The sequence below is a fragment of the Methylobacterium sp. GC_Met_2 genome, assembly GCF_026540795.1.
Classification (GTDB): Bacteria; Pseudomonadota; Alphaproteobacteria; order Rhizobiales; family Beijerinckiaceae; genus Methylobacterium.
On record NZ_JALNUM010000009.1, the window covers coordinates 1 to 21,254 of the forward strand.

Consider the following 21,254-nt stretch of genomic DNA (forward strand, 5'->3'; position numbering starts at 1 on the left):
GATGGCGACCTGCTGCGGCTGGCCGAGAGCCGCCGGCTCGTTGAAGCTGCATAGATGGCCCAATATCCAAACAGCCAGCACCCCGCGGCGCGCGGCCACGCAAAGACATCCGCCCGCGCGTGCTCGGTGCACTCACGCCGGAGGCCGCGACCGCCACAGAAAACGCCGAGCGCGCCGGTTTGCCTGGGCGGGAGCGAACCTTGCACGCCCTCCGAGCTCTGGTGCCCCTGGAAGCAGAAGGCCTCGCTGTAGGGAAAACTTATCTGAGCCGTACACGGTGGCGAGCGTCCGGCGACGGGGTCCATCAGACATAGGCACCCGCAAGTGTGGCCCATTGGACCCATAGGGGCTCATATAACCGCTGACGACCCAACTAGCCCTATCACGTCAATTCATACTGATTAAAAGAAGCGCCGATTTGGAGGGACAGAATGTCAACTCGGTTGGCCGCGGTTTCGTTCGTGAGTAGTTTGGTGCTGCTGATGACGACGCAAAATGGGCGAGCTGTCGAAACGAACTCCTATTTTGCTCTACAACCACAAATCAAACACGTTGAGCCACGGACAACCGCATCAGTGACGCTTGGCACGTTGAGCGTGCGACAGAACCCCTTGGATCGACCGTGGAACCCCCGTGTCTGTATCGGGTGCGATCGCAATAACGCTCCATCGTCAGATCAGGGGCACGCTCTCCGAGTTCGCTGACGAGTTAGGCCACCCATGCCATGACCCGTCGCCGAGATAAGACGAGATCGGTCCACACTGGATCCGCACGTTCCGTTGAGGGGAAACTAACCGACTTGGCCCGCTCGGCCGCGCCCCGATCTGCTCACGGGGCGGGGAAGCGTCCGATCTCACCAGCGATCGTGCCGATACGCAACGCAGCCCATCAGCATGATGCCAGCACTCTGTTGGGCGCCCTTCTCCGGCGTCGGCTTGACGTCGTCCGCGATTGATACTGGAGCGAACTGTTACTCGAGCCGCGCAGTTAGAGCCGCTCTTGAGGGCGTTGTGACGGAGCGGCGGTTGCCCTGTCGACCGGTTGAAGAACCCGCGATGCTACTACCGTCATTTACGGACGCTCACGGGGTCTGCACGATGGGCTGGCCGGATAGGCCCCGCGGGCCGCCTAGCAGGAGCGCAGCGCTCGCCACGAGAACGGCCGTGATGATCGCGAACATCCCGTGCGGGCCGTAGGCCGTTAGCGCAGGCAAAAGGACGAAGGGGGCCAACGCGGACGCGATCCGCCCACCCGCCCAGGCACAGGTTAGGATCGATGCCCGCCGTCGCGTCGGCAGCAATTCCGTTGCGTAGATCGACAGGATCGCCCCATAGATCGCTGCCGCTGTGTTGAACGCGATACCGAGCAGGACCAGGGTGACGAACCCCGTGCTCGCGGCGAAGGCGGTGCCCAGGCCCGCCATCGTCCCGCCCAGGACGGCAAGGCTGGCGCGCCGTTCCAGCCGGTCGACCACCAGGGCCGTAAGCAGCGTCCCCAGCGGCGGTCCCAGCAGCGAAAGGGCGGCGAAGACCAGGGATTGCTCGACCTTGAAGCCCTTCTCCAGGAGCACGACGGCGCTCAGCAGAGGGAAGCCCAGGGTCGCCCAGGGCGCGAGGGCGTAGAGGGCGATGAATAGGGTAATCCTGCGCATCGCAGGCGCCTCACCGGCGGGCGTCCGAGCATTGGGCGACGCCGGTGGCTCTCCGGTGAGAGCGGTTGATTGTGAGCGTGTTGAGTTCATGAACCGTCGACAAGCCTCCTGGGCCTCGACCGGGCGCCCGGCCGCGGCGAGCCAGCGCGGCGACTCCGGCAGGAACGCGAACAGTACGGCCGCGAGAGCCGCCAGGCCAGCCCCGAGGATCAGCGCCCAGCGCCACGCCTCGATCCCGAGTGGTGCGACCGGCGCGAGGATCTGGACCAGCATAATGACGGCCGAACCGCCGAGGAACCCGATCCCAGCGCAGATCATCAGCATCGCGCCGCGCCGCCGGGGCGGCATCACCTCGGCAAGGAGGGTCGCTACTAGCGGCGGAAAGCCGCCGATCGCGAAGCCCGACACTGCGCGCGTCGCCGTGAGCGACGTAAGATCAGTGCTGAGCGCGGCGGCAAGCGAGCCGATCGCCATCAGCACCAGGGAAGCCTGGAGCGCGCGCTTGCGCCCAAGGCGGTCGCCTAGCAGGCCGAAGACCGGCGCACCAAGCGCCCCGCCGGCGAAGACGGAGGCTAACAGGAGGGACAAGCTGCTGCGCGGCAGGTTGTGGGGCGGGGCGAGGAAGATGGCCGCTAGCGCGTTGCTCAGGGCGACTTCAGCGATATCCGCGAACAGGCCGAGCGTGCTGACGGCAAAAATCGCCACGTGGAGCCAGGTGACCGGCAGAGCATCGAGACGCCGCGCGATCGCCGCGACCGAGCCGTCGCGGCCGTTCTCGGCCTCGCCCGGCGCGTCCAGCCGGTCTCCCCGTGCCTTGATCAAGAGCGTGGTTTCTCCTGCGTCTCAGCGTCGGTCGGTATCCTCGACCGAGCGCTGAGCGCCGTGATTGTCCAACCGATCCATGCCGGGCCCGATCGCCTAAAGCGGCGTCCCGCGATTTAAAAATGTGCGCTACAAGACGAAGCGCATGGCTCTGGGTGCGCGAGCGGTGGGGCAAAAGTAAGCCCGCGGCGGCGGTGAACCAATTTATGGGTCCATCTAACGACGATGGCGCGAAACTCGCTGCGGACAACGTTTAGAACTAATTTACCATTCCATGCTGATCTCGATGCAAGTCGAGGTCACCATGCGACTGTCATTTCTGATCCTTTCTGTAGGCATCACATTAGCTTCGCCAGCTCTTTCGTATGAGAAGCTTGCAGCGCTACCGCCAGAATCGACATACCCATCTATCGAATCGACTACAGATCCGATATTTCACCGTAAAAATGCGGAAGCCAAAGCTATACATGATCAGTTTGATAAAAGATTAGACAGTGATAATCGCAAGATAATTGCATCAGTCTGCCTTGGTTGCAGCCCGGTGCAGCGCGATATCTGGTCGAAATTTCATCGCCAATTTAATGCGCATGAAGGAAGTTTAACATCTGCCGATTCCATCTACTCGAAATGGATGGGATTTAATCCGGCGCAGGCTGGCGGCGGATCCGATCGATAGTTGAAACACAAGTTTCAACCGGCGTACGAAAAAGCCCCGCGCGGCTGAGCCGGCGGGGCTGAAGGAGTGCTTGGGAGGAGCGCGGGCGGTCGCAAGCTACGGCCCAGCTACGGCCGGTCGCTCACCCACCTTGCAAGCCCGTCGCGCGACGGCGGGTGGTATCATCGCTGACCTGCGCACCCCGAAATTAGCTGCTGCGTCGGCACCCATCGAGGGTCGCCGGCGCTCGTCGTCTCTGAATCCATCCCGGCTCGGTCGAACTACCTACGTACTGCGCCGCAGCACGTCAACCACATTAATACTGTGTTAATTTCGCAATTGCGAAATGTCTCAAAATCGGACATAGCCAGTGAATACAGGCTTCGAGCAGCCTTCGGCCCCGCCTTGAGAGGGGGCTCTACAGTAAAGGTGGTAAAGACATGGACGCGACTGAGCGCGAACTGGTCAACCGCGGCGAGGTAGATCTGGCTAGGATGGCCGATCTCTCGGACACGCGTACAGCTCTGCGCTATTGTTTCGACGCATTCATCGCAGCCGTGATCTTGGTTTTGCTCGCCCCCCTGCTGGCCATCGTTGCACTGCTGATTCGCTTGGACAGTCGCGGACCGGCTCTATTCCTCCAGACTCGTACTGGTTTGAATGGAGGCACGTTCCTCATCTACAAATTCCGCACCATGAATGTGCAGGAAGACAGCGCTGTTGTGCGCCAAGCTCAGCGCGGCGATGCGCGGATGACGAGACTAGGCGCGTTCCTGCGCAAGACGAGTCTGGACGAGCTGCCTCAGCTCCTGAACGTGCTGCGCGGCGACATGGCACTGGTTGGTCCGCGTCCACACGCGCTGGCTCACGACAACCACTACGGTGCGCTTATCTCGACTTACCGGCAGCGTTTCGCTGTGCGTCCTGGCATCACCGGCTGGGCCCAGATCAATGGTTCGCGCGGCGCGACGCCTGAAGTCGCCGACATGCAGCGCCGGATCGAGCTCGACCTTTGGTACGTCGAGAACCGCAGCCTCGCCCTAGATATCCGAATCCTGCTCGTGACCGCATTACACATCCTGCCCCACCGGTCCGACGCCTACTAAACCGCGGCTCAAAGCGGCCGCTCGAAGCGCTTCGCTACCAGCGGCATGCGATGACGGGCATCCGACCGTTTTGACGGTGCGTCCACAGGATCGTCTGTCTCGGCATCCTCAATGACGGGCGCACGCAAAGCCTCGATCAAGAAATAGCCGAGACATACTAGTGGCGCGATTGCCCAGAGAATAATCATCTTCGAACCTGGGCCGAAAAATTGGCGGCAATAAATATTTCATAGCTTTGTGACGCAATCGTCAACGTCCGATTCATAAGCGCCAGTGACAAGTCCGACGTCCCGTCGTATTTATGGTTACCCTGGGGTTGCGTCGCCATCGACAGCGCAGGTTGGAAGGCTTCTGAGCCGTGGATGTGGCCACCTGCCAGTACGTTGCAATCGCATGGGTCGCGGGATTGGCGATCTTCTTGCAATTGGTTCATCACACTCCGGTGATGCCCAGGCACGATTAATCGGCCCCGCCTTCGAACTGGACGAAAAAACCGCCGCGGCCGGAGCCGGGTGGTTAAAGGTGGTTCGTGCTTAGGACCAATGGGCTGGTCGACCCTCGGGCCATCGCAGAGGTTCCTGTCACCCGGGCGGCAGCCGCTGCCGGCCTGCGACCCAGCCGCCGACGAACAGCTCGATGAGCAGGCCGATCCCGACTAGCATCATCGCCTCGCCTGGGTGCGTCCAGATCATCGGAGGTCCACCTCCGGAGCCTGGAAATCCGACGCCCCACTCTTGAACACGTCGGCGATGTAGGGCCGGGCCATCTCCAGCACGCCGGCTAGATCCGGCTTGATGAGCATGACGCTGCACGCCAGGAACACGCCCAGGAACGTGCCGATGCCCAAGCCGAGCCGGTTGCGCCGGGGCACCTCGTTTCGCACCAACCCGGGCGCGATGACGTGCATCACCGACGATAGGATGCTCATCGCGATCCAGAGCAGGTTCAGGTCCGAGTTGGCGAACCACCACGGATTACCCGAAACCCGGAACACTATGACGAATATGGCCTGGCAGAAGGTCGCCATCCAGCCGATCGTGACCCCGAAGATCAGGAAGTCACCGAGCTCGGGCTTCTTCGTCCGGAGCGCCTCGATGAAGTCCGGCCAGTAGACCACCACGACGATGGCGGACCCGGCCGCCTGAAGCGTCCGGGCCAGCAGGATCACATCGGCGTTCGGGAGGAAGACGTCGAGCACGCCGACGAGGGCGAAGATGATGATCGCCGCGAAAATCGCCTTGTCTTTGAGTGCTTCCGTCCCCCGGAAATCATAAATCACTGCCGTCGGTCTCCTCGATCTGGCGCTTGTCGTGCAGAAGGCGTTTGACGGCTGAATTGGCAGCGACCCGCATGTCGCTCACCCGGCGGACCTACTTCTCGGCCTCCCGGGAGACAGCGAGGCTGGAAATGGCGTGGAGCTTCTCCGCACGCTCCAGCCGGGTTGTGTCGGCCGTCAGGTCACAGTTCTCGCACTGCGGGCAGACCCAACGGCGGATGCGTTCGCGGTGGCAGTGAAGGATCATTTGGCAGCTCCCGAGGGCTGCCGGTCCTGACCGGTCTTCAGATCCGAGAGCTTCGCGTTGGTCTCACGCCGGCCAGCTGCTGCGGTGAGGGCGGCTTCAGTGGCGACCTTCTGGATCTCGCCCTGGCCGTCCCGCAGCTCCTTCATGTTCTCGGCGATGTCGGCGTTGGTCGCTGCCTGCCGCTCCAGGGCAGTTGCCATCCGCTCGGTGATTGCCTTGTTGTCGTTCAGCCGCTCCTGCATGCAGTCGCGCCACCGGCCGACGACGACCTTCAGCGCGTACAGCAGCAGAGCCACGGCCCCGACGAGGCCGTAGTCTTTCAGAAGCCCTGCGATCTCGACGCCGGTCACGAATCAATGGCTCCCGCAGGTGGCCCGCCACGCGGCGTTCAGCGATCTCAGCCGTCGCCGGGTCTGCGCGTCATCCGTCCGGGCGTAGGCGACCGGCGAGGTCATGACCTCGCAGAACCGGGCCGCGGAGTTGGCCGGCGCGGGGCCTAGGTCGCAGTGCAGGAGGGCGAGGCCGAGGGCGAACCCGAGGCACGTCATGGCTTCGCCTCGGGGAGAATGTCGCGATCGTCGTCCGGCTCGTCGGCAGCGGCGTCGCCGGCAGCCTGGGCGCGAGCCTCCGCCACCTCGGCCGCCGCGGTGGAGACGTTCGCCTGCCGGGCCGCACCGAGGTCGCGCTGATCCTGGTCGTGGCGCAGGCTGTCGACCTCCTTCACGATGACGTCCGAGAACGTCCGCGCGAGGAGGCCGAGCAGCGCGCTCAGCAGGGCTGAGAAGCTGAACATCACGCCAGCTTACGGACCGGGTCGGCGGTGGTGGCGCCGAGCGCCGTCGGGGTGGCCGAGGCCAGCGACGACACGTGGTCCTGGGGCAGCAGGGCGATGATGTGGTCGCGGATCGCCGCCGGGCCACCGACCCACTTCACGAACCACTCCGGCGCGTGGGCGACGGCATAGTTCAGCGCGTTGGCGAGCACCGTGCTGCGGACGTCGACCGACAGCTTCATGCCTACGGCCGCGCCCTGAACCGTGTTGAGGCCGAAGGCGATAGCGCGCTCGACGAGCTGCTGCGTCAGCAGGCCCTTGATCACCGACCCGGCCGCGGCGGGTACCCGGAGGAGATGCTGGCGCAGATCCCGCCGGCCATCCGCCGCCGCTACGTGATGGATTCCCGCGACCCGGGGCGAAAGCTCGGGCGGATCGTGCCCGAATTGCGCGGCCGGGTGCGGTTCAAGCACCTCAACTTGATGGATGCAGCCTACGCGGTCGATCACGACGTGGACGTCATCTTCTGCCGCAACGTCCTGATCTACTTCGACAAGGACACGCAGAAGGCGGTGCTCGGCCGCCTCGCCCTGCACCTGCGGCCGGGTGCCTTCCTGATCGTCGGTCATTCGGAATCGATGACCGGGACCGGCGTCCCGGGGCTCGAACAGATGTCGTCCACCATCTTCCGCAGGATGCGAGACCCCATTCAATGACCCGGCAGGATCCGATCCGCGTCCTGATCGTCGACGATTCCGCCGCGGTCCGGCAGACCCTCGTCACCATCCTGGAGGGCGCGCCCGACATCACAGTGCTCGGTACGGCCGCGGACCCGTTCATCGCGGCCCGGCGCATCCAGGAGGCGGTGCCGGACGTGATCCTCCTCGATCTGGAGATGCCGCGGATGGACGGGCTGACCTTCCTGCGCAAGATCATGGCACAGCGGCCGATCCCGGTGATCGTCTGCTCGGCCCTCACCGAGGCGGGCTCCCGAACGCTGTTCGACGTGCTGGAGGCCGGCGCCGTCGATGTCGTGTCCAAGCCCCGGATCGACACCCGCCAGTTCCTGATCGAATCCTCGGTGCGAGCCTCCGACGCGGTCCGGGCCGCCGCCCGGGCGAAGCTGCGCCCGAGCCGGCCGGAGCCCCGCCGCGTCGAGAAGAAGCTGACGGCCGACGCCGTGCTGCCGGCCCCGACCCCCAACCGGGCGGTGGCCAAGACGGACCGGATCATCTGCATCGGCGCCTCGACGGGGGGCACGGAATCGCTGCGCGACGTGCTGGAGCTGCTTCCGCCGGATTGCCCGGGGGTCGTGATCGTCCAGCACATGCCGGAGCATTTCACCGCCGCTTTCGCCCGGCGGCTCGACGGCCTCTGCGCCATCGCGGTGAAGGAGGCGGAGGAGGGGGACGCGGTGCTGCCCGGCCGGGCGCTGATCGCCCCCGGGGGGCGCCACCTCCTGCTGCAGCGGACCGGCAACCGCTACACCGTCTCGGTGAAGGACGGCCCCCTGGTCTCGCGCCACCGGCCCTCCGTAGACGTGCTGTTCCGCGCGGCCGCGCTGTGCCGGCGCGAACGCGCTCGGCATCCTGATGACCGGCATGGGCGATGACGGCGCCAACGGTCTCCTGGAGATGCGCCGGGCCGGGGCGCTCACGGTGGCGCAGGACGAGGAGAGCTGCGTGGTGTTCGGGATGCCCAAGGAGGCGATCGAGCGGGGCGCGGCCATGAAGGTCCTGCCGCTGGACCGGATGCACCACGAGATCATCCGCTTCGGCGCGATGCCGGCGCTGCGCCAGCCGGCGTAGGATGTGACGGGGAGCCCTGTCCCGGGCGGGTGCAGCGCCCGCGCCTGGCGGATCAACCGAAGCGCGCGAGGGCGAACGGGGCGAGGTCGATGTGCCGCGGCTCGCCGGCGAGGTCTGCGGCGATCGCCTCGCCGATGCCGGCCGAATGCTTGAAGCCGTGCCCCGAGCAGGCCGAGACCACGAGCACCCGGTCCATCGCGGGGTGCCGGTCGATGATGAAGCCGCGGTCGGGGGTCACCGTGTAGACGCAGGCCGCGGCCCGGACGACCGCCGGGGTGGCGCCGGCCAGCCGGTTCTCGACCCGCAGCTGGTACATCTCGGCGGATTCCAGCGGGTCGACGCGGCGCTCCACGGCGTCGGCGGTGGTGCTGGTGCCGTACTGCTCCGTGGCGACCTTGAGGGTGCGCTCCCCAGGCATCGGGGGGAAGCCGTAGAGGTAGTCCGTGTCGCCCGTCCCGTACATCCAGATGAAGACCGGCGCCTGCGGGCCGTAGGCGGCCGTGTCCGTCAGGGCGTACCAGTGCAGCACCTGGCGGCGGATCGTGAGCAGGCGGTCGAAGGGCTGGCCGAGCAGCGGGGCCGTCCATGCGCCGGCGGCGACCACCGCGCGGTCGGCGCGGATCTCGCCGTCGGTGGTCTCCACGCGGATCCCGTCCCCGTCCTGCCGCAGCGCCCGCACCGCGCAGCCGGTCCGGATCTCGGCGCCCGACGCGGCCGCGCAGGCGAGCTGCGCCGCGAGGCAGCGCTCCGGGATCACGTAGCCGCCGCCCGGCTCGTAATAGGCCTTCTCGTCGCCCGCGAGATTCAGGAAGTGCGGGAAGCGGCGGGCGACCTCGGCGCCGTCGAGTACCGCGTGGGCAATGCCCGCGCCCTCGGCCGCACTGATCGAGCGGCCGACGAAATCCGGCTTGCCGTGGTGGGACGAGACCCCGTGGCCGGGCGCCATGACGAGGGCGCCGCAGGCGTTCAGCAGGGTCTCGCCCGTCGCGGCCTCAAGCTCGCGCCAGATGCGGTGCGAGGCGGTGACGAACGGGATGTAGTCGCGCCCTTCGCCGACGGCCTGGCGGGTGATCCGCGTCTCGCCGTGGCTCGACCCGAGGGTGTGGGGCGGCACGAAGCGGTCGATCCCGATGACCGAGGCCCCGCGCTTGGCCAGCTGGTACAGGGTGGCGCTGCCCATCGCGCCCAATCCCAGCACCGCGACATCCACCCGCCGGGTCATCGGGCGTCCCCGGGCGTGCAGGCGCCGTCGTGCAGGTCGGCGACGGAGGGCGGTGCTGCGGAGCCGGGCATTCGGACGCGATCTCGGGAGAACGGTGGATGCCGCCCAGGATGCCGGTCCCGGCCGATTGCGCTTGACCGCAGGAGACGGTTTCTTGCACGCATGAGCCAGACCGGACCGCGGATATCGGAGGAGGGCGATCCGGCCTGCGGGGAGCGCCCGCAGGAGATCGGGTTCCTCCTCGTTCCCGGCTTCGCGCTGCTGTCGTTCGCCTCGGCCTGCGAGCCGTTCCGGGCCGCCAACGACCTCGCCGGGCGGGCCCTCTACCGGCTGCGCTATTTCGGGGAGGCCGGGGGCCCGGTCGTGTCCTCCTCCGGGGCCGAGGTTCCCACCGAGCCGCTGCCCCGCGCGCGCTTCCGTCTCCACACCCTTTTCGTCTGCGCGGGCGGTGAACCGGCGGGCTGGGACAGGCCGGCGATCCACGCGGCCCTGCGGCGGATGGCCCGGTTCGGTGTGCGCATCGGCGGGATCTCGGGCGGCGCCTACCTGATGGCCGCGGCCGGGCTGCTGGGCAATCGCGCCTTCACGATCCACTGGGAATATGCCGGGGCCACGCTCGAGGCGTTTCCGGATGCGCGCCTGACCCGCGCACGCTACGTCGCGGATGCCGACCGGCCGACCTGCGGCGGCGGGGTCGCGCCCCTCGATATGGCCTACGGGCTGATTGCTGAACGCATGGGGGCGGCGTTCGCCCGCCGGGTGTCGGACTGGTTCCTGCACACGGCCGTGGGCGCGGCCGACGACCCGCAGCGCGCCTCCGCGGCGGAGCGGTACCGGATCCATCACCCGGCCCTGCTCGCCATCATAGAGACGATGGAGAAGACGATCGAAGCGCCGCTCGGACGCCACGCCATGGCCCGCCTCGTGTCGCTCAGCGAGCGCCACCTCGACCGGCTGTTCATCGAGAAGCTGGGCCTGAGCTTCACGGCCCATTACCGGGCCATCCGCCTCGCCCATGGCCGGCGCCTGCTGCGGCAGAGCCCACTCCGGATCGGCGAGATCGCGGCGGCCTGCGGCTTCGCAAGCGCAGCCCATTTCTCACGCAGCTACCGATCCCAGTTCGGCTGCAGCCCGACCGCGGACCGATGACGTGCGATCTCAGGACCGGACGAGGCCGGCTCGGGCGGCCGGAATCGTGCCCCGTGCGATCCCGGTCAGCCTCGGCCTAGACACTATCGTCCCGGCAACGGGATGGACCTGACGTTGACCGTCCTGTGCCAGTGAGACGCCGACCATCCCGGCCTTCGCCCTCTCTCGACGCCGCACTGGAATCGTCGAAAGGCCGCCCTTTCTCCTGAGATACGGCATCGCGGCGCTGGCGGTCTTTGCCGTCGCCCTGCTGCGCTTCGCGGTGTTCGCCGCGTTCGCCCCGTGGTTCCTGTTCACGCCCGCCGTCGTGGTGGTGACCCTGCTGCTGGACGGGGGCGCCGGGCTGTGGGCCACGCTGCTGTCGACCCTCTGTGCCGGCTACGTGCTCCTCGCCCCTCCCGCGTCCGGCAACCTCGCGTCGATCCGGTGGACCGCATCCGCGCTCTACGCCGCGACGACGTCCGGCCTTGTCGGACTCGTGGTCGTCCTGCGGCAGGCCCTGTGCGCCTCGGATGCTGCCCGAGACGGCTTGCTCCGCGTGGCGGCGGATGCGGCGGAACGGGAGGCCTTCCTGACGAGCGTCCTGGCCAACTCGACCGACTGCATCGAGGTGCTCGACCTCGACGGCAGGCTGACCTTCATGAGCGAAGGCGATCAGCGTGTGATGGAGGTCAGCGCCTTCAACGCCATCGCCGGCTGCCCGTGGCCGGACTTCTGGACCGGCAGCGGCCACATCGACGCGCTGGCGGCCGTGCAGGGCGCGCGCGGGACGCTCGGCGAGCTTCGTGGGACGCGCCAGCACCCTGCGGGGCACCCCAAGTGGTGGCACGGCCAGTCCGATCCGGGGCCTGGACGGCACGTCGCAGCGCATCCTGTCGGGATCGGGCGACATCACGGCGTTGCGCGAGAGCGCGGAGGAGCGCGACCGCTTCGTGCGGCTGGCCAAGAACAGCACCGGCTTCATCGGCATGGCGCATGTCGATGGGCGCGTGGTCTACATGAACGACGCGGCCCGCGAACCGGTCGGGCTCGGCGCAGCCGACATCACCGAACGCGTCATCGCGGATTTCTTCCCGCCCGAAGAGGCGGTGATCGTGGCGAATGAAGTCCTGCCGGCGGTCGGGCGGGACGGGCACTGGGCCAGCGAGCTGCGCGTCCGCCATTTCGTCACGGGCGAGCCGATCCCCGTGCTCAACGCGATGTTCCCCGTCACCGATCTGGACGGGAACACCCTCGGCTACGGCACCGTCACCCGCGACTTCCGCGCCGGCAAGCGGGCCGAGGAAGACATGCGGAGGATGAACGCGAACTGGCCCACAGGCTGAAGAACGTGCCGGCGGTGGTCCAGTCCATCGTCCTGCAGACCCTGCGCTTCGACATCCTCGACGTCTTCGCGGAGCGGGGCTGGCGCGTGTTCGGGGCGGGCAACGCCGAGGAGGCGATCGCGCTGCTCGCGCGGCACGGCGAGATCCGGGTCGTGCTGACCGACGTGCAGATGCCCGGCGACATGGACGGGTTGAAGCTCGCGCATTACGTGCGCGAACGATTCCCGCCGACGCTCCTCTTCGTGGTCTCCGGGGAGGCGCCGGTCAGCCGCGAGGCCCTTCCGGTCCGTGCGACCTTCCTGCCCAAGCCGTTCGATCTGCATCGGGTCCTGAGCCAGATCGAACGGAGCGAGGTCTCCATCCCGCGGCCCTCGCGCGGATCCACGCGGATCAACGCGCCGCGCGGGCGCCAACCGTCAGCGCCCCGGCCGCGGCTTCAGACGAAGGTGTGTTCCCCACGGATCGCGGACCACGACGGCGTCCCCGTCCGCGCTGACGGTTACACCCACCTCGCGGCATCGAACCCGCGCCGATGCGAGCGTCCGCTCGTCCGTGAGCAGCGTGACCTCCGCGAGACCCGTCGTTCCTTCCGAGCGCATCGGGGTGCCACGGCTGTTCCAGACGTTGCCGGCCAGCTGATGGTGATAGCCGCCCGCCCCCAGGAACAGGGCGCCGGGATACCGGCACATCACGTCGAAGCCGAGCAAGCGCGTGTAGAAGCGCTCCGCCACATCCAGATCGCCCACCTGGAGATGAACGTGCCCGACGCATCCCGCGGCCGGCATCTCCGACCAGGGACGTGTCGCGGCACCGACGAGCCCCGCATGATCGAGCCGTTCGTTGCGCATCGCGACCGAGCCGTCCGAGGCCCGCGGCCACGCGGATGCGGGGCGATCGACGTAGATCTCGATGCCGTTGCCTTCCGGATCGTCAAGGTAGACGGCCTCGCTCACGCTGTGGTCGGCTCCGCCGGTGAGCGCGATGCCGTGCTCTTCCGCGTGCAGGAGCCAGGCACCGAGGTCGCCCCGGCCGGGCAGCAGGAACGCCGTGTGGAACAGGCCGGCCTCTCGGGGCTGCCGAGGCCGCGCATTCGGGTCGTGCCGCAGAACGAGAAGGGTCGTGTCGCCCGTCCCGAGCTGCATGGCGCCATCGGCTTCCGAGAGGATGCGGAGCCCGAGGATGTCCCGGTAGAACCGCGTGAGCCCATCGAGGTCGCGCACGACGACGGTCGCCGCGCCGATCCGGTAGGGTGCCTCGGCCAGGACGCGGTCCGGTCCGCCCGGGGGCTGGCTCGAAGGGGGTGTGGCCATGGTCCGTCTCCAGATCCGTCTGCCCATCTGAAAGATGGGGTCGCCGGCCGGGCCTCAACGGGTCTTCGTCACCCGGGCTGCGGGCTCCGGCGCCCCGCGCCAGGACTCGAACAGGCTGAAATGCGGTCTCTCGCCCGCGGCTTCGACGGCAACCGTCGCGGTGCGGCCCGAGACCAGGCGGGTCTCGTCGGATACGTCGTCCAGCTTGATCCGCACCGGGATGCGCTGGGCCAGCCGGACCCAGGCGAAGGTCGGGTTGACGCTGGCCAGCAGATTCGAGCCGGCGGTGCGCTCGCGGTCCTCGATGCCGCCCGCGAAGCTCTCCACGCGGCCGTTCAGCGTCGACGTCTCACCCATCAGGCGGACGCTGGCCCGGTCGCCCACGTGGATGCGCGGGAGCTTGGTCTCCTCGAAGTAGCCCTCGACGCGCAGCGTGTCGCGGTCGATCAGCGCCATCACCCCGCGCCCGGTGGTGACATAGGTGCCGGGACGCAACTCCATGTTAGTGATTCGCCCGTTGACCGAGGCCTTCACCGCGGAGCGTTCGAGGTTGAGCTTGGCGAGATCGCGGTCGGCCAAAGCCTGTCCGTAGGCCGCCTTGGCTTCCAGGTCGGTCGCCCGGGCCGCCTCGACCCGCTGCTGGGACGCGGCGGCGTCGCTGAGCTTCTGGTAGCGGACGTAGTCGGCGGCGGCCCGCTCGGCGGTCGCCTGCTTGCCCTCGACCATCGCCTCCGCCTGGCGCAGGGCCAGGTCGAAGCGCTCGGGGTCGATGCGGAAGAGAACGTCGCCCCGCTTCACCAATTGGTTGTCGGCGACCAGCACCTCGGTGACGAGGCCGGACACGTCGGGGGCCACCTGCACCACGTCGGCCCGCACCCGCCCGTCCCGGGTCCAGGGCGCCTCCATGTAGTAGTCCCACAGCGCCAGCCCGACGACGATGGCGGCGGCGACCATCCCGAGGGTGACGAGGAGGCGGACCAAGAGGGCGAGCAACCGAGGCATGGGGTCGATCCGGAAGATCTGTGCAGGGGCGAGGGGGGCGGCCGGACGCGCCTGCCGATCAGGAGGTGAGCGGCACCGCGACCGAAACGACGAGGCCGAGGAGCACGACGTAGAGGGCGAGGTCGAACAGGGGCCGGTGCCAGACCATGCGGTAGAACCCGCTCCAGGCCAGCACCCGCCGCAGGGGCAGGCTGACCGCGAGGGCGATCAACATCCAGGCCGCGAGGCTCGGCACGAAGACCCCGTAGAGATCGAGTTCACCCGTCATGCCGCGAGCTCCGGATGCATGGTCCTGGGCAGGGTCGAACGGTAGGCCGGCGCGTCCGGGAACAGGCCGCGCCGGATGCCCACAAGTCCCATCAAGGCGGCCCGTCCGGGCGCCTGCCGCGCATCGCGGGAGACGGCGTCGAGCGCCCCGTCGATGGTGTCGAGCAGGTCGGGGGCGGGCTTTCCCGGCTCGGCTCCGAAGTGGCGTGCCAGCGCGGCCAAGAGCGCCTCGACGGCCGCCCGGGCCGGCTCCGAGAGCTGCCGGCGGTCGCGCCGCAGCTCCACGACGTTGATGCCGACCCGGACCTCGGCGAGGAGGTCGGCGGTCCATTCCGCATCGTCGGACGGCAGGGCGGCCAGCCGCGGCGCGATCAGGCCAACCCGGTCGAGCATCAGGGCCGCGAGTTCGAGGCCGTTCTGCGCGCCCTGGCGCTCGGCGGCGCGGGCGAGGCTGCGGCGGTTGATGGCCCGCAACCGCCGCGCCGACCAGCCGGCGCCGACCGAGCGGACGAGGCGGGTGACGATGGCGGCGACCCACATCCCGACGATGACCGCGACGGACGAATTGGCGAAGGCCACGAAGTCGCCCGTGTAGCTGCCCTGGAGGGCGATCATGGCCGAGCCGTTGAGCGCCGCGCCCATCGCCAGGGGCGCGGTCTTCGGCCGGGCCATGAACACCCCGCAGATCAGCAGGCCCGGGGACAGCGCGAGCGCCAGCATCTCGAAGGAGGTGGCCAGCGGCAGGACGGCGAACAGGTAGGCGCCCGACCCGAGGGCGCCGAGGATGGCCGAGTTGGCGAAGCTCACGATGAATGGCGCGGGGTCGTCCTGGGCGGCGAAGAGGCTGCAGCCGACCGCGGCCATCATCGGGGCGGCCGAGCCGTGCGGCCAGCCGGTCGCGATCCAGATCGCGCAGGTGACCAGGACGGTCAGGAACACACCCAGAGCCGACAGCAGCGCCATGCCGTGATCGCGGTGGCGGATCGTGCGTGCCGCCGCGGTGTACCGGAAGGTCAGGTCCTCGGTGACCGGCGTGCCATCCGCGATGTGCCGTTGCAGGATGCGGGCGTCCTGGCGCAGGTCGATGAAGTCGCGCAGCCGCGCCAGGAGGCTGGCCAGTACCAGGGCGTCCCAGGATGGCCGCTCGCCGAGCCCGGGTTCGAGGGCGTCCGCGTCGGCCTTCAGGCGGTCGGCTTGCGCCTGCTCGGTGGTTCCGGCCGCGAGCCAGGCCGCCATGGCGTCGAGGAGGGTGCGCAGGCGCTGCGGCAGCGCGTTCGCCCGCTCCAGCGTCTCGATACGGTCCGAGACCGCGGAGGCGATGGGCAGGAACATCAGCATGTGCTGGCGCAGGGTCGCCATGGCCTCAGCCGAGCGCTCCGCACCGGTCATGTCGTAGCGCAGCGGCGTCGCCAGGGCATCGAACGCGACCGCATCCGAGGCGAGCTTCAGCCGGGTGGCCTGCGTGTCCCGCGACGCGCGGGTGCGGGCGAGGACGTCGATGGCCCACTCCCGCGCGTCGCGCAGCCAGAGGTCGAGCCGGCCGGAGATCACCGGCGCCACCGATTGCGGCAGCACGACCGTGTTGACGAGGCTTGCGCAGAGGATGCCGAGGGTGATCTCCTCGGCCCGGGCCACGGCGATATCGAACATCGTCCCGGGTTCGCCCACGGCCGGGAAGCCGATCAGCGCCGCCGTGTAGCCGCCGAGCATCATCAGGTAGCTGCGCGGGGTGCGGTCGAGCAGGGAGACGTACAGGCACGTCGCGACCCAGGCCGCGATGGCGAGCGTGAGGAGTTCCGGCGCGTTCACGAGGTTCGGCACGAGGGCGACCGTGACCACCGCCCCGAGCAGGGTGCCGAGCACCCGGTAGAGCGCCTTGGAGCGGGTGGCGCCGGCCAACACCTGGCTGGTGATGTAGACGGTGCCGAGTGCCCAGTAGGGATTCGGCAGGTCGATCCAGAACGCCAGAAACAGAGCCAGCATGCCGGCCCCGAAGGTCTTGAGCGCGAAGGCCCAGTCGCGCCAGCCCGGAAGGGTCATTCCGAGGCCTCCGCCTCGTCGAGCGCGACCGCGCCGCCGATATGGTCTTGCAGGGCCTGGAACACCCGTAAAGCTGCCTCCAGGTCGGCGGCGCTCACCTTGGCGAAGGCCGCATCCCGCAGCCGCTCCAGATCGGCCTCGATTCGCGCCACGACCGCCTGCCCCCCCGGCGTCAGGGTCAGCACCTTCGCGCGCCGGTCGGTCGGGTCCTCCCGGCGGGCGACGAGGCCCGCCTTCTCGAGTTGATCCAGCAGCCGCACCAGCGACGGGCCCTCGATGCCGATCGCATCCGCCAGGGTGGTCTGCCGCGGCGCGCCGCCCATGCGGGCGATAAGCACCAGTGGCATGGCCTTGGCTTCCGAGATGCCATGCGCCTCGGTCGCTGCGTTGGCGAGCCGCCGCCACTGGCGGCCGGACAGCAGCAGCGTTTGAGTGTAGGCCAGACGGAGCTGGCGGAGGGTTCCGGCTGTCATCTCACGCCCCCGGGCGATTGCGAAGGATGATCCTTGACGGCCCCGCGCCCATCGATAGCAAGCTATCAATTAGCGGGGCATCATTCAAGGGCGGGCGTGGATCCCTGGGCCGCCGAACGCTGCATCTCAAGGGAAGCGGACGCCTCGAACAGCACAGTATGTTGCCGGCGCAGAGGGCATCGGCCGCGGATAGCCCGGAAATTCATCTGCGACATCCACAGTGACGGGCTCAGGAAGGCCGCCGGTGACCTGCCGGGCCTCGGGTCGGGTCTGTGCGATGTCTCCGACAGGACGCAGCAGATCGGGCGCGGTCGGAGAGCTCGTCGAAGCACACGGACGCCCCGAGCTGCGCATGAACGACACCATTCTGCCGGGTGCCGTCGACGGCCTGCACATCCGACGGGTGTTCGCTTGGCCCTGCCCCTGAGAAGGGGTTCATGCAGATCCACGGGATCGACGGGGGCCTTCAGGCCGGTGGGCCAAAAACGAGCTGCGATTTCAGTGAGTTGGGTGCCCTGAGTGGCGGAGACGGAGACCGCCCTATTCGATAGTCCAATAAGATCCGGTTGCAGCTAGCGACAGCCAAAAATGGTTGTAGTGGCAGCGATATAGCGGTCAGCGGGCGCAGGCAACGTCGTCCAGCCTAATCCGATATAATCCGCTGGCAGCCCACATCGAATGTGGGCTATAATGGCTTTTTGGAATTGGGCGGACCCGGCAATGGGAGGCAAGGGGCGGCATCCCGAGAAAGCATTGACGAGCGTTCAGATACGCTCCCTCAAAACTCCGGGGCGCTACGCCGACGGCCACGGCCTCTACCTCGTTGTTGATCCGACAGGTTCGAAGCGATGGATCCTCCGCATCGTCATACAAGGACAACGCCGCGACATCGGGTTCGGTGGCGTCGGACTGGTAAGTCTCGCAGAAGCGCGGGAGAAGGCGCTTGCCTATCGCAAGATCGCCCGGAATGGCGGGGATCCGATTGCAGATAAACGTAAGGCAAAGGTGACTGTCCCAACCTTTGCTGAGGCGGCCGAGACTGTGCACGCCGAGCATAAGGCGACGTGGCGCAACCCAAAGCATGCAGCGCAGTGGATTACGACTCTGCGCGCCTACGCCAATCCGCATTTCGGCGCGAAGCGCGTCGATCAAATCGAGACCCCCGACGTGTTGCGGGCATTGTCGCCGATTTGGTTGACGAAGAGCGAGACGGCTAGTCGCGTGCGCCAGAGGATCGGTACGGTGCTCGATTGGGCGAAGGCGGCCGGATATCGCAGCGGCGACAATCCGGTTGAAGGGGTGACACGGGGCTTGCCGAAGCAGGGTGAGCGAGAGGAGCATCACGCGGCGCTGCCCTACGCTGAAGTTCCAGCTTTTATCGCGCGACTGCGGGGCATGGTTGGCCAAGGTGAGATCGGGCGGCTGGCTTTCGAGTTCCTGATACTGACGGCGGCACGCACCGGCGAGGTGCTCGATGCCCGGTGGGGCGAAATTGACGAGGCGCAGGCACTCTGGACGGTTCCAGCATCGCGGATGAAAGCTGGCCGCGAACACCGGGTGCCACTCAGCGGGCGGGCTTGTGAAGTGCTGTTGCGAGCGAAGGTGCTGGCCGGCGACAGCTCGCTTATCTTCCCAGGTCGGTCGGGAACGAAACCATTGTCAAATATGGTTTTTTTGATGGCTTTGCGACGAATGGGTGTACCAATCACAGGACACGGCTTTCGCTCGTCTTTTCGCGATTGGGCAGCTGAGGCGACGAATTTGCCGCGCGAGGTCGCTGAAATGGCTCTCGCGCACACTATCGAAAATCGGGTCGAAGCTGCCTACCGCCGTGGCGACTTGCTGGGTAAACGACGAGAGTTGATGGAGGAGTGGAACACGTTTCTCGCTGAGCCGGACCAATCGTCAAAGAGGGAACAGGGCGGATAAAGTGAAGCGCAACAAACAATCGCCCCGCGCCTTGAAGGGCAAACGGCACGCACCTGCCGAGCAGGACCGTATAATCACGCTTTTCGACGCAGCTCGTGAGCGAGGCCTGCAACCTGCCGAAGCCATCAAAGGTCTCGGAGCATCGCGCGCATCCGTGTATCGATGGAAGCGTGACCGCGATCCATCGCATGGTATGCCGTCTGCAACAGTCGCGCAGGAGATGAGTATCGACGATGCCATCGCGCGTCTGGTTGATACATTTAACACTGACCGGCTTTCATTTCTTGAAGCTCTTTTCAAATTTATAACGTGGCTTCGCTGGCCCACTGCAACTTCGGATCACCCGGCGGCAATAACGATCTGCGTCATTTCTTATCTTTCAAAACATCACGGAGCGATCACGGCTGATCAACTTGATTCTGAGGATCGTGAACTGCTTTTTCGACATCTACGGTTGGACATATTATCGAAATTATTTTCCGACTATATATTCGCGATGCCGTCGTTTGAGCTTTGGAAAATTGACAATCAAAAATACACCGAACTTGATGTATTAGGTCACCTTGCTTGGTTTATCGTTGCCTATAAATCGAAATCGGATGATCACCGCGATGCCGTAAGCTTGAATAAGGCGCACTATGTCTTTCAAAACAATCTATTCGGTCGTAGATGGAAAATTGCACATCGCACTTTTAGATCATTTTGGGTAGCGCATGGGGCCTCCGCCCCCTTTCACTATGTCGAACGCTTTCACCCAACATTGGAATTTACGCTAGATCCCGCAAGTAATGATTTTAGCCGAACAGTAGATGAGTTACTACAGCGTCGGGTCGATCTTCGCTCCTATATGGCTCGATGCCGAACAGTAACTGACATGATATGTCGAAAATTTGATCGACGTGCCATCGAGGCCTTGCACTTCCCGCACTTTCCTAACGACCTCGAATTTGAACTTGTTACGCCACCGCCGCTGCCCATTCTCACTGATGAAATTTTGAAAGGCTTTGGAAGAGGTGATAAACGCTGATTTTGCAATGACTTACTTGTGTTGCAAGGCGGTAGCTCTCTGCCGCGCATAACGTGCAGAGGGCATGTTCTTCCTCGTTCAAAGCGCCACAGCGGCGCTTGTTTGAGAGGAGAACATAGTGGCCACTCAAAATTTAGAGGTTGCAGTTGAGCATAAGGCTGACGGCCTGCCGCCGACCGGCTACGTCAGACTCGTCAACATAATTGCTCCCGGAGGACCGTTGCCGATCAGCAGGTCATCCTGGTGGGACGGCGTGCGCACCCAGCGCTACCCTCAACCTGTAAAATTTGGACCGCGGATTACCGCATGGCGCTGTGAAGATATCCGCGCTCTGATGCAGGGGGGCGTCCGATGAAATCCCGACGTCCCATCAAAGCCGCCCCTACCTCAATCGTCTCCGAGCGACGCCGCGATGCTCGCCAGTGGGCTAAAGAACGGGCCAGTTCGAGTCTGCCCGGCATTGGTGAGCTTCATCGGCGGGGAGGGGTTGAAGGGGCAATCGAGTTGCTTCGGCGGCGCATTGCGCTCGATGATCACAGGCAACGAGCTGCAATCGATCAGCAAGTGAAGTGGTGCCATCTGTTGGCGCGCCACCTAGCAGAACACCCCACGAGCGATCAAACAAGTTTCAACGGGGAATGGGCTAAATTCTGGCTTCGTACCAAGAACAACCCAACTGCTGCTCTGCGTTTTGTGTGCACCAGGGCTTACGTGGATAATAAAAAAGGCAGTTACTACTACCGGGCGACTCGAATGATGTTCGAAGAAGGACTGTCCATTGAAGATCTGCCCGCACGAGTCACCGCCGCTGGTGGTTATGACAAGTTGGTGAAACAGAATGTTCGTTCGCACCGACAGAAAACACCAGATGGGGCAGCGGTCCGCAACGACTCAAGTAAATTGTCTGTCGAGCAAGATGGTCCAAACGCATCGCCCGGCTTTAGGTCGAACGGGCCACGTTCGGCGCAGCACGCAGCACCAGCGACCAACCAACAGGGCAAAGTGGCCGAAGATCAAATTACGCTGCGTGCTGTGCTAGGCCCGAAAGGCGCAAGTTTCGAGCGGTTACAAGATGGCTGTCGTGCCCATGTCGAAGTAGAGATTTTGGGTTTTGATGGCCGCGACTGGCATATCCGCATAATTGCGGCAGCAAGCCTCGAACCTTGATTTCCA

At 66.0% G+C, this 21,254-nt stretch carries 23 protein-coding genes and 1 pseudogene; 10 read left to right on the top strand and 14 right to left on the bottom strand.

From position 1 onward, the window contains the following. Positions 1-1,081: 1,081 nt before the first annotated feature. Positions 1,082-2,473 carry an MFS transporter gene (locus OXS49_RS05240; protein WP_267422451.1) on the bottom strand — a complete coding sequence of 464 codons (1,392 nt, stop codon included), beginning with the start codon at positions 2,471-2,473 and terminating at the stop codon, positions 1,082-1,084. 286 nt (positions 2,474-2,759) lie between these two features. Here OXS49_RS05240 and OXS49_RS05245 point away from each other — a divergent pair, with 286 nt between their 5' ends. Then, positions 2,760-3,149 carry a hypothetical protein gene (locus tag OXS49_RS05245; protein ID WP_267422453.1) on the top strand — a complete coding sequence of 130 codons (390 nt, stop codon included), beginning with the start codon at positions 2,760-2,762 and terminating at the stop codon, positions 3,147-3,149. Positions 3,150-3,568: 419 nt separating this feature from the next. Beyond that, positions 3,569-4,234, top strand: coding sequence for a sugar transferase (locus tag OXS49_RS05250; protein WP_267422456.1), 666 nt, complete (start codon positions 3,569-3,571; stop codon positions 4,232-4,234). A gap of 184 nt (positions 4,235-4,418) precedes the next feature. Here OXS49_RS05250 and OXS49_RS05255 read toward each other — a convergent pair whose 3' ends face one another. The 7 genes from OXS49_RS05255 to OXS49_RS05285 form a co-directional block, all read right to left on the bottom strand. Then, on the bottom strand, positions 4,419-4,667 hold the full coding sequence (locus OXS49_RS05255; RefSeq protein WP_267422459.1) for a hypothetical protein: 249 nt from the start codon (positions 4,665-4,667) through the stop codon (positions 4,419-4,421). A gap of 255 nt (positions 4,668-4,922) precedes the next feature. Beyond that, the gene (locus OXS49_RS05260; protein ID WP_267422461.1) at positions 4,923-5,513 is read right to left on the bottom strand and encodes a hypothetical protein; all 591 of its coding nucleotides are present in this window, start codon (positions 5,511-5,513) and stop codon (positions 4,923-4,925) included. Positions 5,514-5,604: 91 nt separating this feature from the next. Further along, positions 5,605-5,757 carry a hypothetical protein gene (locus OXS49_RS05265; RefSeq protein WP_267422463.1) on the bottom strand — a complete coding sequence of 51 codons (153 nt, stop codon included), beginning with the start codon at positions 5,755-5,757 and terminating at the stop codon, positions 5,605-5,607. Next, positions 5,754-6,107: a hypothetical protein gene (locus tag OXS49_RS05270; RefSeq protein WP_267422466.1), complete on the bottom strand. Its 354-nt coding sequence runs from the start codon at positions 6,105-6,107 to the stop codon at positions 5,754-5,756. Before OXS49_RS05270 ends, OXS49_RS05265 begins: the two co-directional genes overlap by 4 nt. Before the next feature lie 3 nt (positions 6,108-6,110). Further along, positions 6,111-6,305, bottom strand: a complete 195-nt coding sequence (locus tag OXS49_RS05275; RefSeq protein ID WP_267422468.1) for a hypothetical protein — start codon at positions 6,303-6,305, stop codon at positions 6,111-6,113. Further along, the gene (locus tag OXS49_RS05280) at positions 6,302-6,550 is read right to left on the bottom strand and encodes a peptidoglycan-binding protein (RefSeq protein ID WP_267422472.1); all 249 of its coding nucleotides are present in this window, start codon (positions 6,548-6,550) and stop codon (positions 6,302-6,304) included. The genes OXS49_RS05275 and OXS49_RS05280 overlap by 4 nt, the downstream gene beginning before the upstream one ends. After that, positions 6,550-6,855: a hypothetical protein gene (locus OXS49_RS05285; protein WP_267422623.1), complete on the bottom strand. Its 306-nt coding sequence runs from the start codon at positions 6,853-6,855 to the stop codon at positions 6,550-6,552. Before OXS49_RS05285 ends, OXS49_RS05280 begins: the two co-directional genes overlap by 1 nt. Here OXS49_RS05285 and OXS49_RS05290 point away from each other — a divergent pair. Both OXS49_RS05290 and OXS49_RS05295 read left to right on the top strand, forming a co-directional pair. Then, complete coding sequence (locus OXS49_RS05290; RefSeq protein WP_267422609.1) at positions 6,832-7,245, top strand: CheR family methyltransferase; 414 nt, start codon at positions 6,832-6,834, stop codon at positions 7,243-7,245. The two genes, OXS49_RS05285 and OXS49_RS05290, sit on opposite strands and share 24 nt — an antisense overlap. Then, positions 7,242-8,337, top strand: a pseudogene (locus OXS49_RS05295) (chemotaxis response regulator protein-glutamate methylesterase). The gene OXS49_RS05290 and the pseudogene OXS49_RS05295 overlap by 4 nt, the downstream one beginning before the upstream one ends. Before the next feature lie 52 nt (positions 8,338-8,389). On the opposite strand, the gene solA reads toward OXS49_RS05295, so the two are convergent. Further along, positions 8,390-9,559 (bottom strand): N-methyl-L-tryptophan oxidase, encoded by a 1,170-nt coding sequence (gene solA / locus OXS49_RS05300; RefSeq protein ID WP_267422473.1) that lies wholly within the window; start codon positions 9,557-9,559, stop codon positions 8,390-8,392. Positions 9,560-9,721: 162 nt separating this feature from the next. Between solA and OXS49_RS05305 the strand changes: the two genes are divergently transcribed. Continuing rightward, positions 9,722-10,708 carry a GlxA family transcriptional regulator gene (locus OXS49_RS05305; protein ID WP_267422474.1) on the top strand — a complete coding sequence of 329 codons (987 nt, stop codon included), beginning with the start codon at positions 9,722-9,724 and terminating at the stop codon, positions 10,706-10,708. A 785-nt stretch (positions 10,709-11,493) separates the two neighbouring features. Next, positions 11,494-12,033 carry a PAS domain-containing protein gene (locus tag OXS49_RS05310; protein ID WP_267422475.1) on the top strand — a complete coding sequence of 180 codons (540 nt, stop codon included), beginning with the start codon at positions 11,494-11,496 and terminating at the stop codon, positions 12,031-12,033. Between the two features lie 416 nt (positions 12,034-12,449). Here the strand turns inward: OXS49_RS05310 and OXS49_RS05315 are convergent, their stop codons facing one another. Genes OXS49_RS05315 through OXS49_RS05335 form a run of 5 tightly spaced genes read right to left on the bottom strand, consistent with a single transcriptional unit; the run spans position 12,450 to position 17,125 of the window. Next, the gene (locus tag OXS49_RS05315) at positions 12,450-13,343 is read right to left on the bottom strand and encodes a VOC family protein (RefSeq protein WP_267422477.1); all 894 of its coding nucleotides are present in this window, start codon (positions 13,341-13,343) and stop codon (positions 12,450-12,452) included. 54 nt (positions 13,344-13,397) lie between these two features. Further along, positions 13,398-14,345, bottom strand: coding sequence for an HlyD family secretion protein (locus tag OXS49_RS05320; RefSeq protein WP_267422478.1), 948 nt, complete (start codon positions 14,343-14,345; stop codon positions 13,398-13,400). Positions 14,346-14,403: 58 nt separating this feature from the next. Beyond that, a complete protein-coding gene (locus OXS49_RS05325; RefSeq protein WP_267422479.1) occupies positions 14,404-14,613 on the bottom strand; it encodes a DUF1656 domain-containing protein in 210 nt (69 codons plus the stop codon). Beyond that, a complete protein-coding gene (locus OXS49_RS05330; RefSeq protein ID WP_267422480.1) occupies positions 14,610-16,652 on the bottom strand; it encodes an FUSC family protein in 2,043 nt (680 codons plus the stop codon). Before OXS49_RS05330 ends, OXS49_RS05325 begins: the two co-directional genes overlap by 4 nt. Then, complete coding sequence (locus tag OXS49_RS05335; RefSeq protein ID WP_267422482.1) at positions 16,649-17,125, bottom strand: MarR family transcriptional regulator; 477 nt, start codon at positions 17,123-17,125, stop codon at positions 16,649-16,651. Before OXS49_RS05335 ends, OXS49_RS05330 begins: the two co-directional genes overlap by 4 nt. A gap of 690 nt (positions 17,126-17,815) precedes the next feature. On the opposite strand from OXS49_RS05335, the gene OXS49_RS05340 reads away from it, so the two are divergent. The 4 genes from OXS49_RS05340 (at position 17,816) to OXS49_RS05355 (ending at position 21,248) form a co-directional block, all read left to right on the top strand. Next, positions 17,816-19,054, top strand: coding sequence for a site-specific integrase (locus tag OXS49_RS05340; RefSeq protein WP_267422484.1), 1,239 nt, complete (start codon positions 17,816-17,818; stop codon positions 19,052-19,054). A 1-nt stretch (position 19,055) separates the two neighbouring features. Beyond that, a complete protein-coding gene (locus OXS49_RS05345) occupies positions 19,056-20,081 on the top strand; it encodes a hypothetical protein (protein WP_267422486.1) in 1,026 nt (341 codons plus the stop codon). A 118-nt stretch (positions 20,082-20,199) separates the two neighbouring features. Next, positions 20,200-20,436 (top strand): AlpA family phage regulatory protein, encoded by a 237-nt coding sequence (locus tag OXS49_RS05350; protein WP_346016929.1) that lies wholly within the window; start codon positions 20,200-20,202, stop codon positions 20,434-20,436. Further along, the gene (locus tag OXS49_RS05355) at positions 20,433-21,248 is read left to right on the top strand and encodes a hypothetical protein (protein ID WP_267422488.1); all 816 of its coding nucleotides are present in this window, start codon (positions 20,433-20,435) and stop codon (positions 21,246-21,248) included. Before OXS49_RS05350 ends, OXS49_RS05355 begins: the two co-directional genes overlap by 4 nt. The last annotated feature ends 6 nt before the right edge of the window (positions 21,249-21,254 follow it).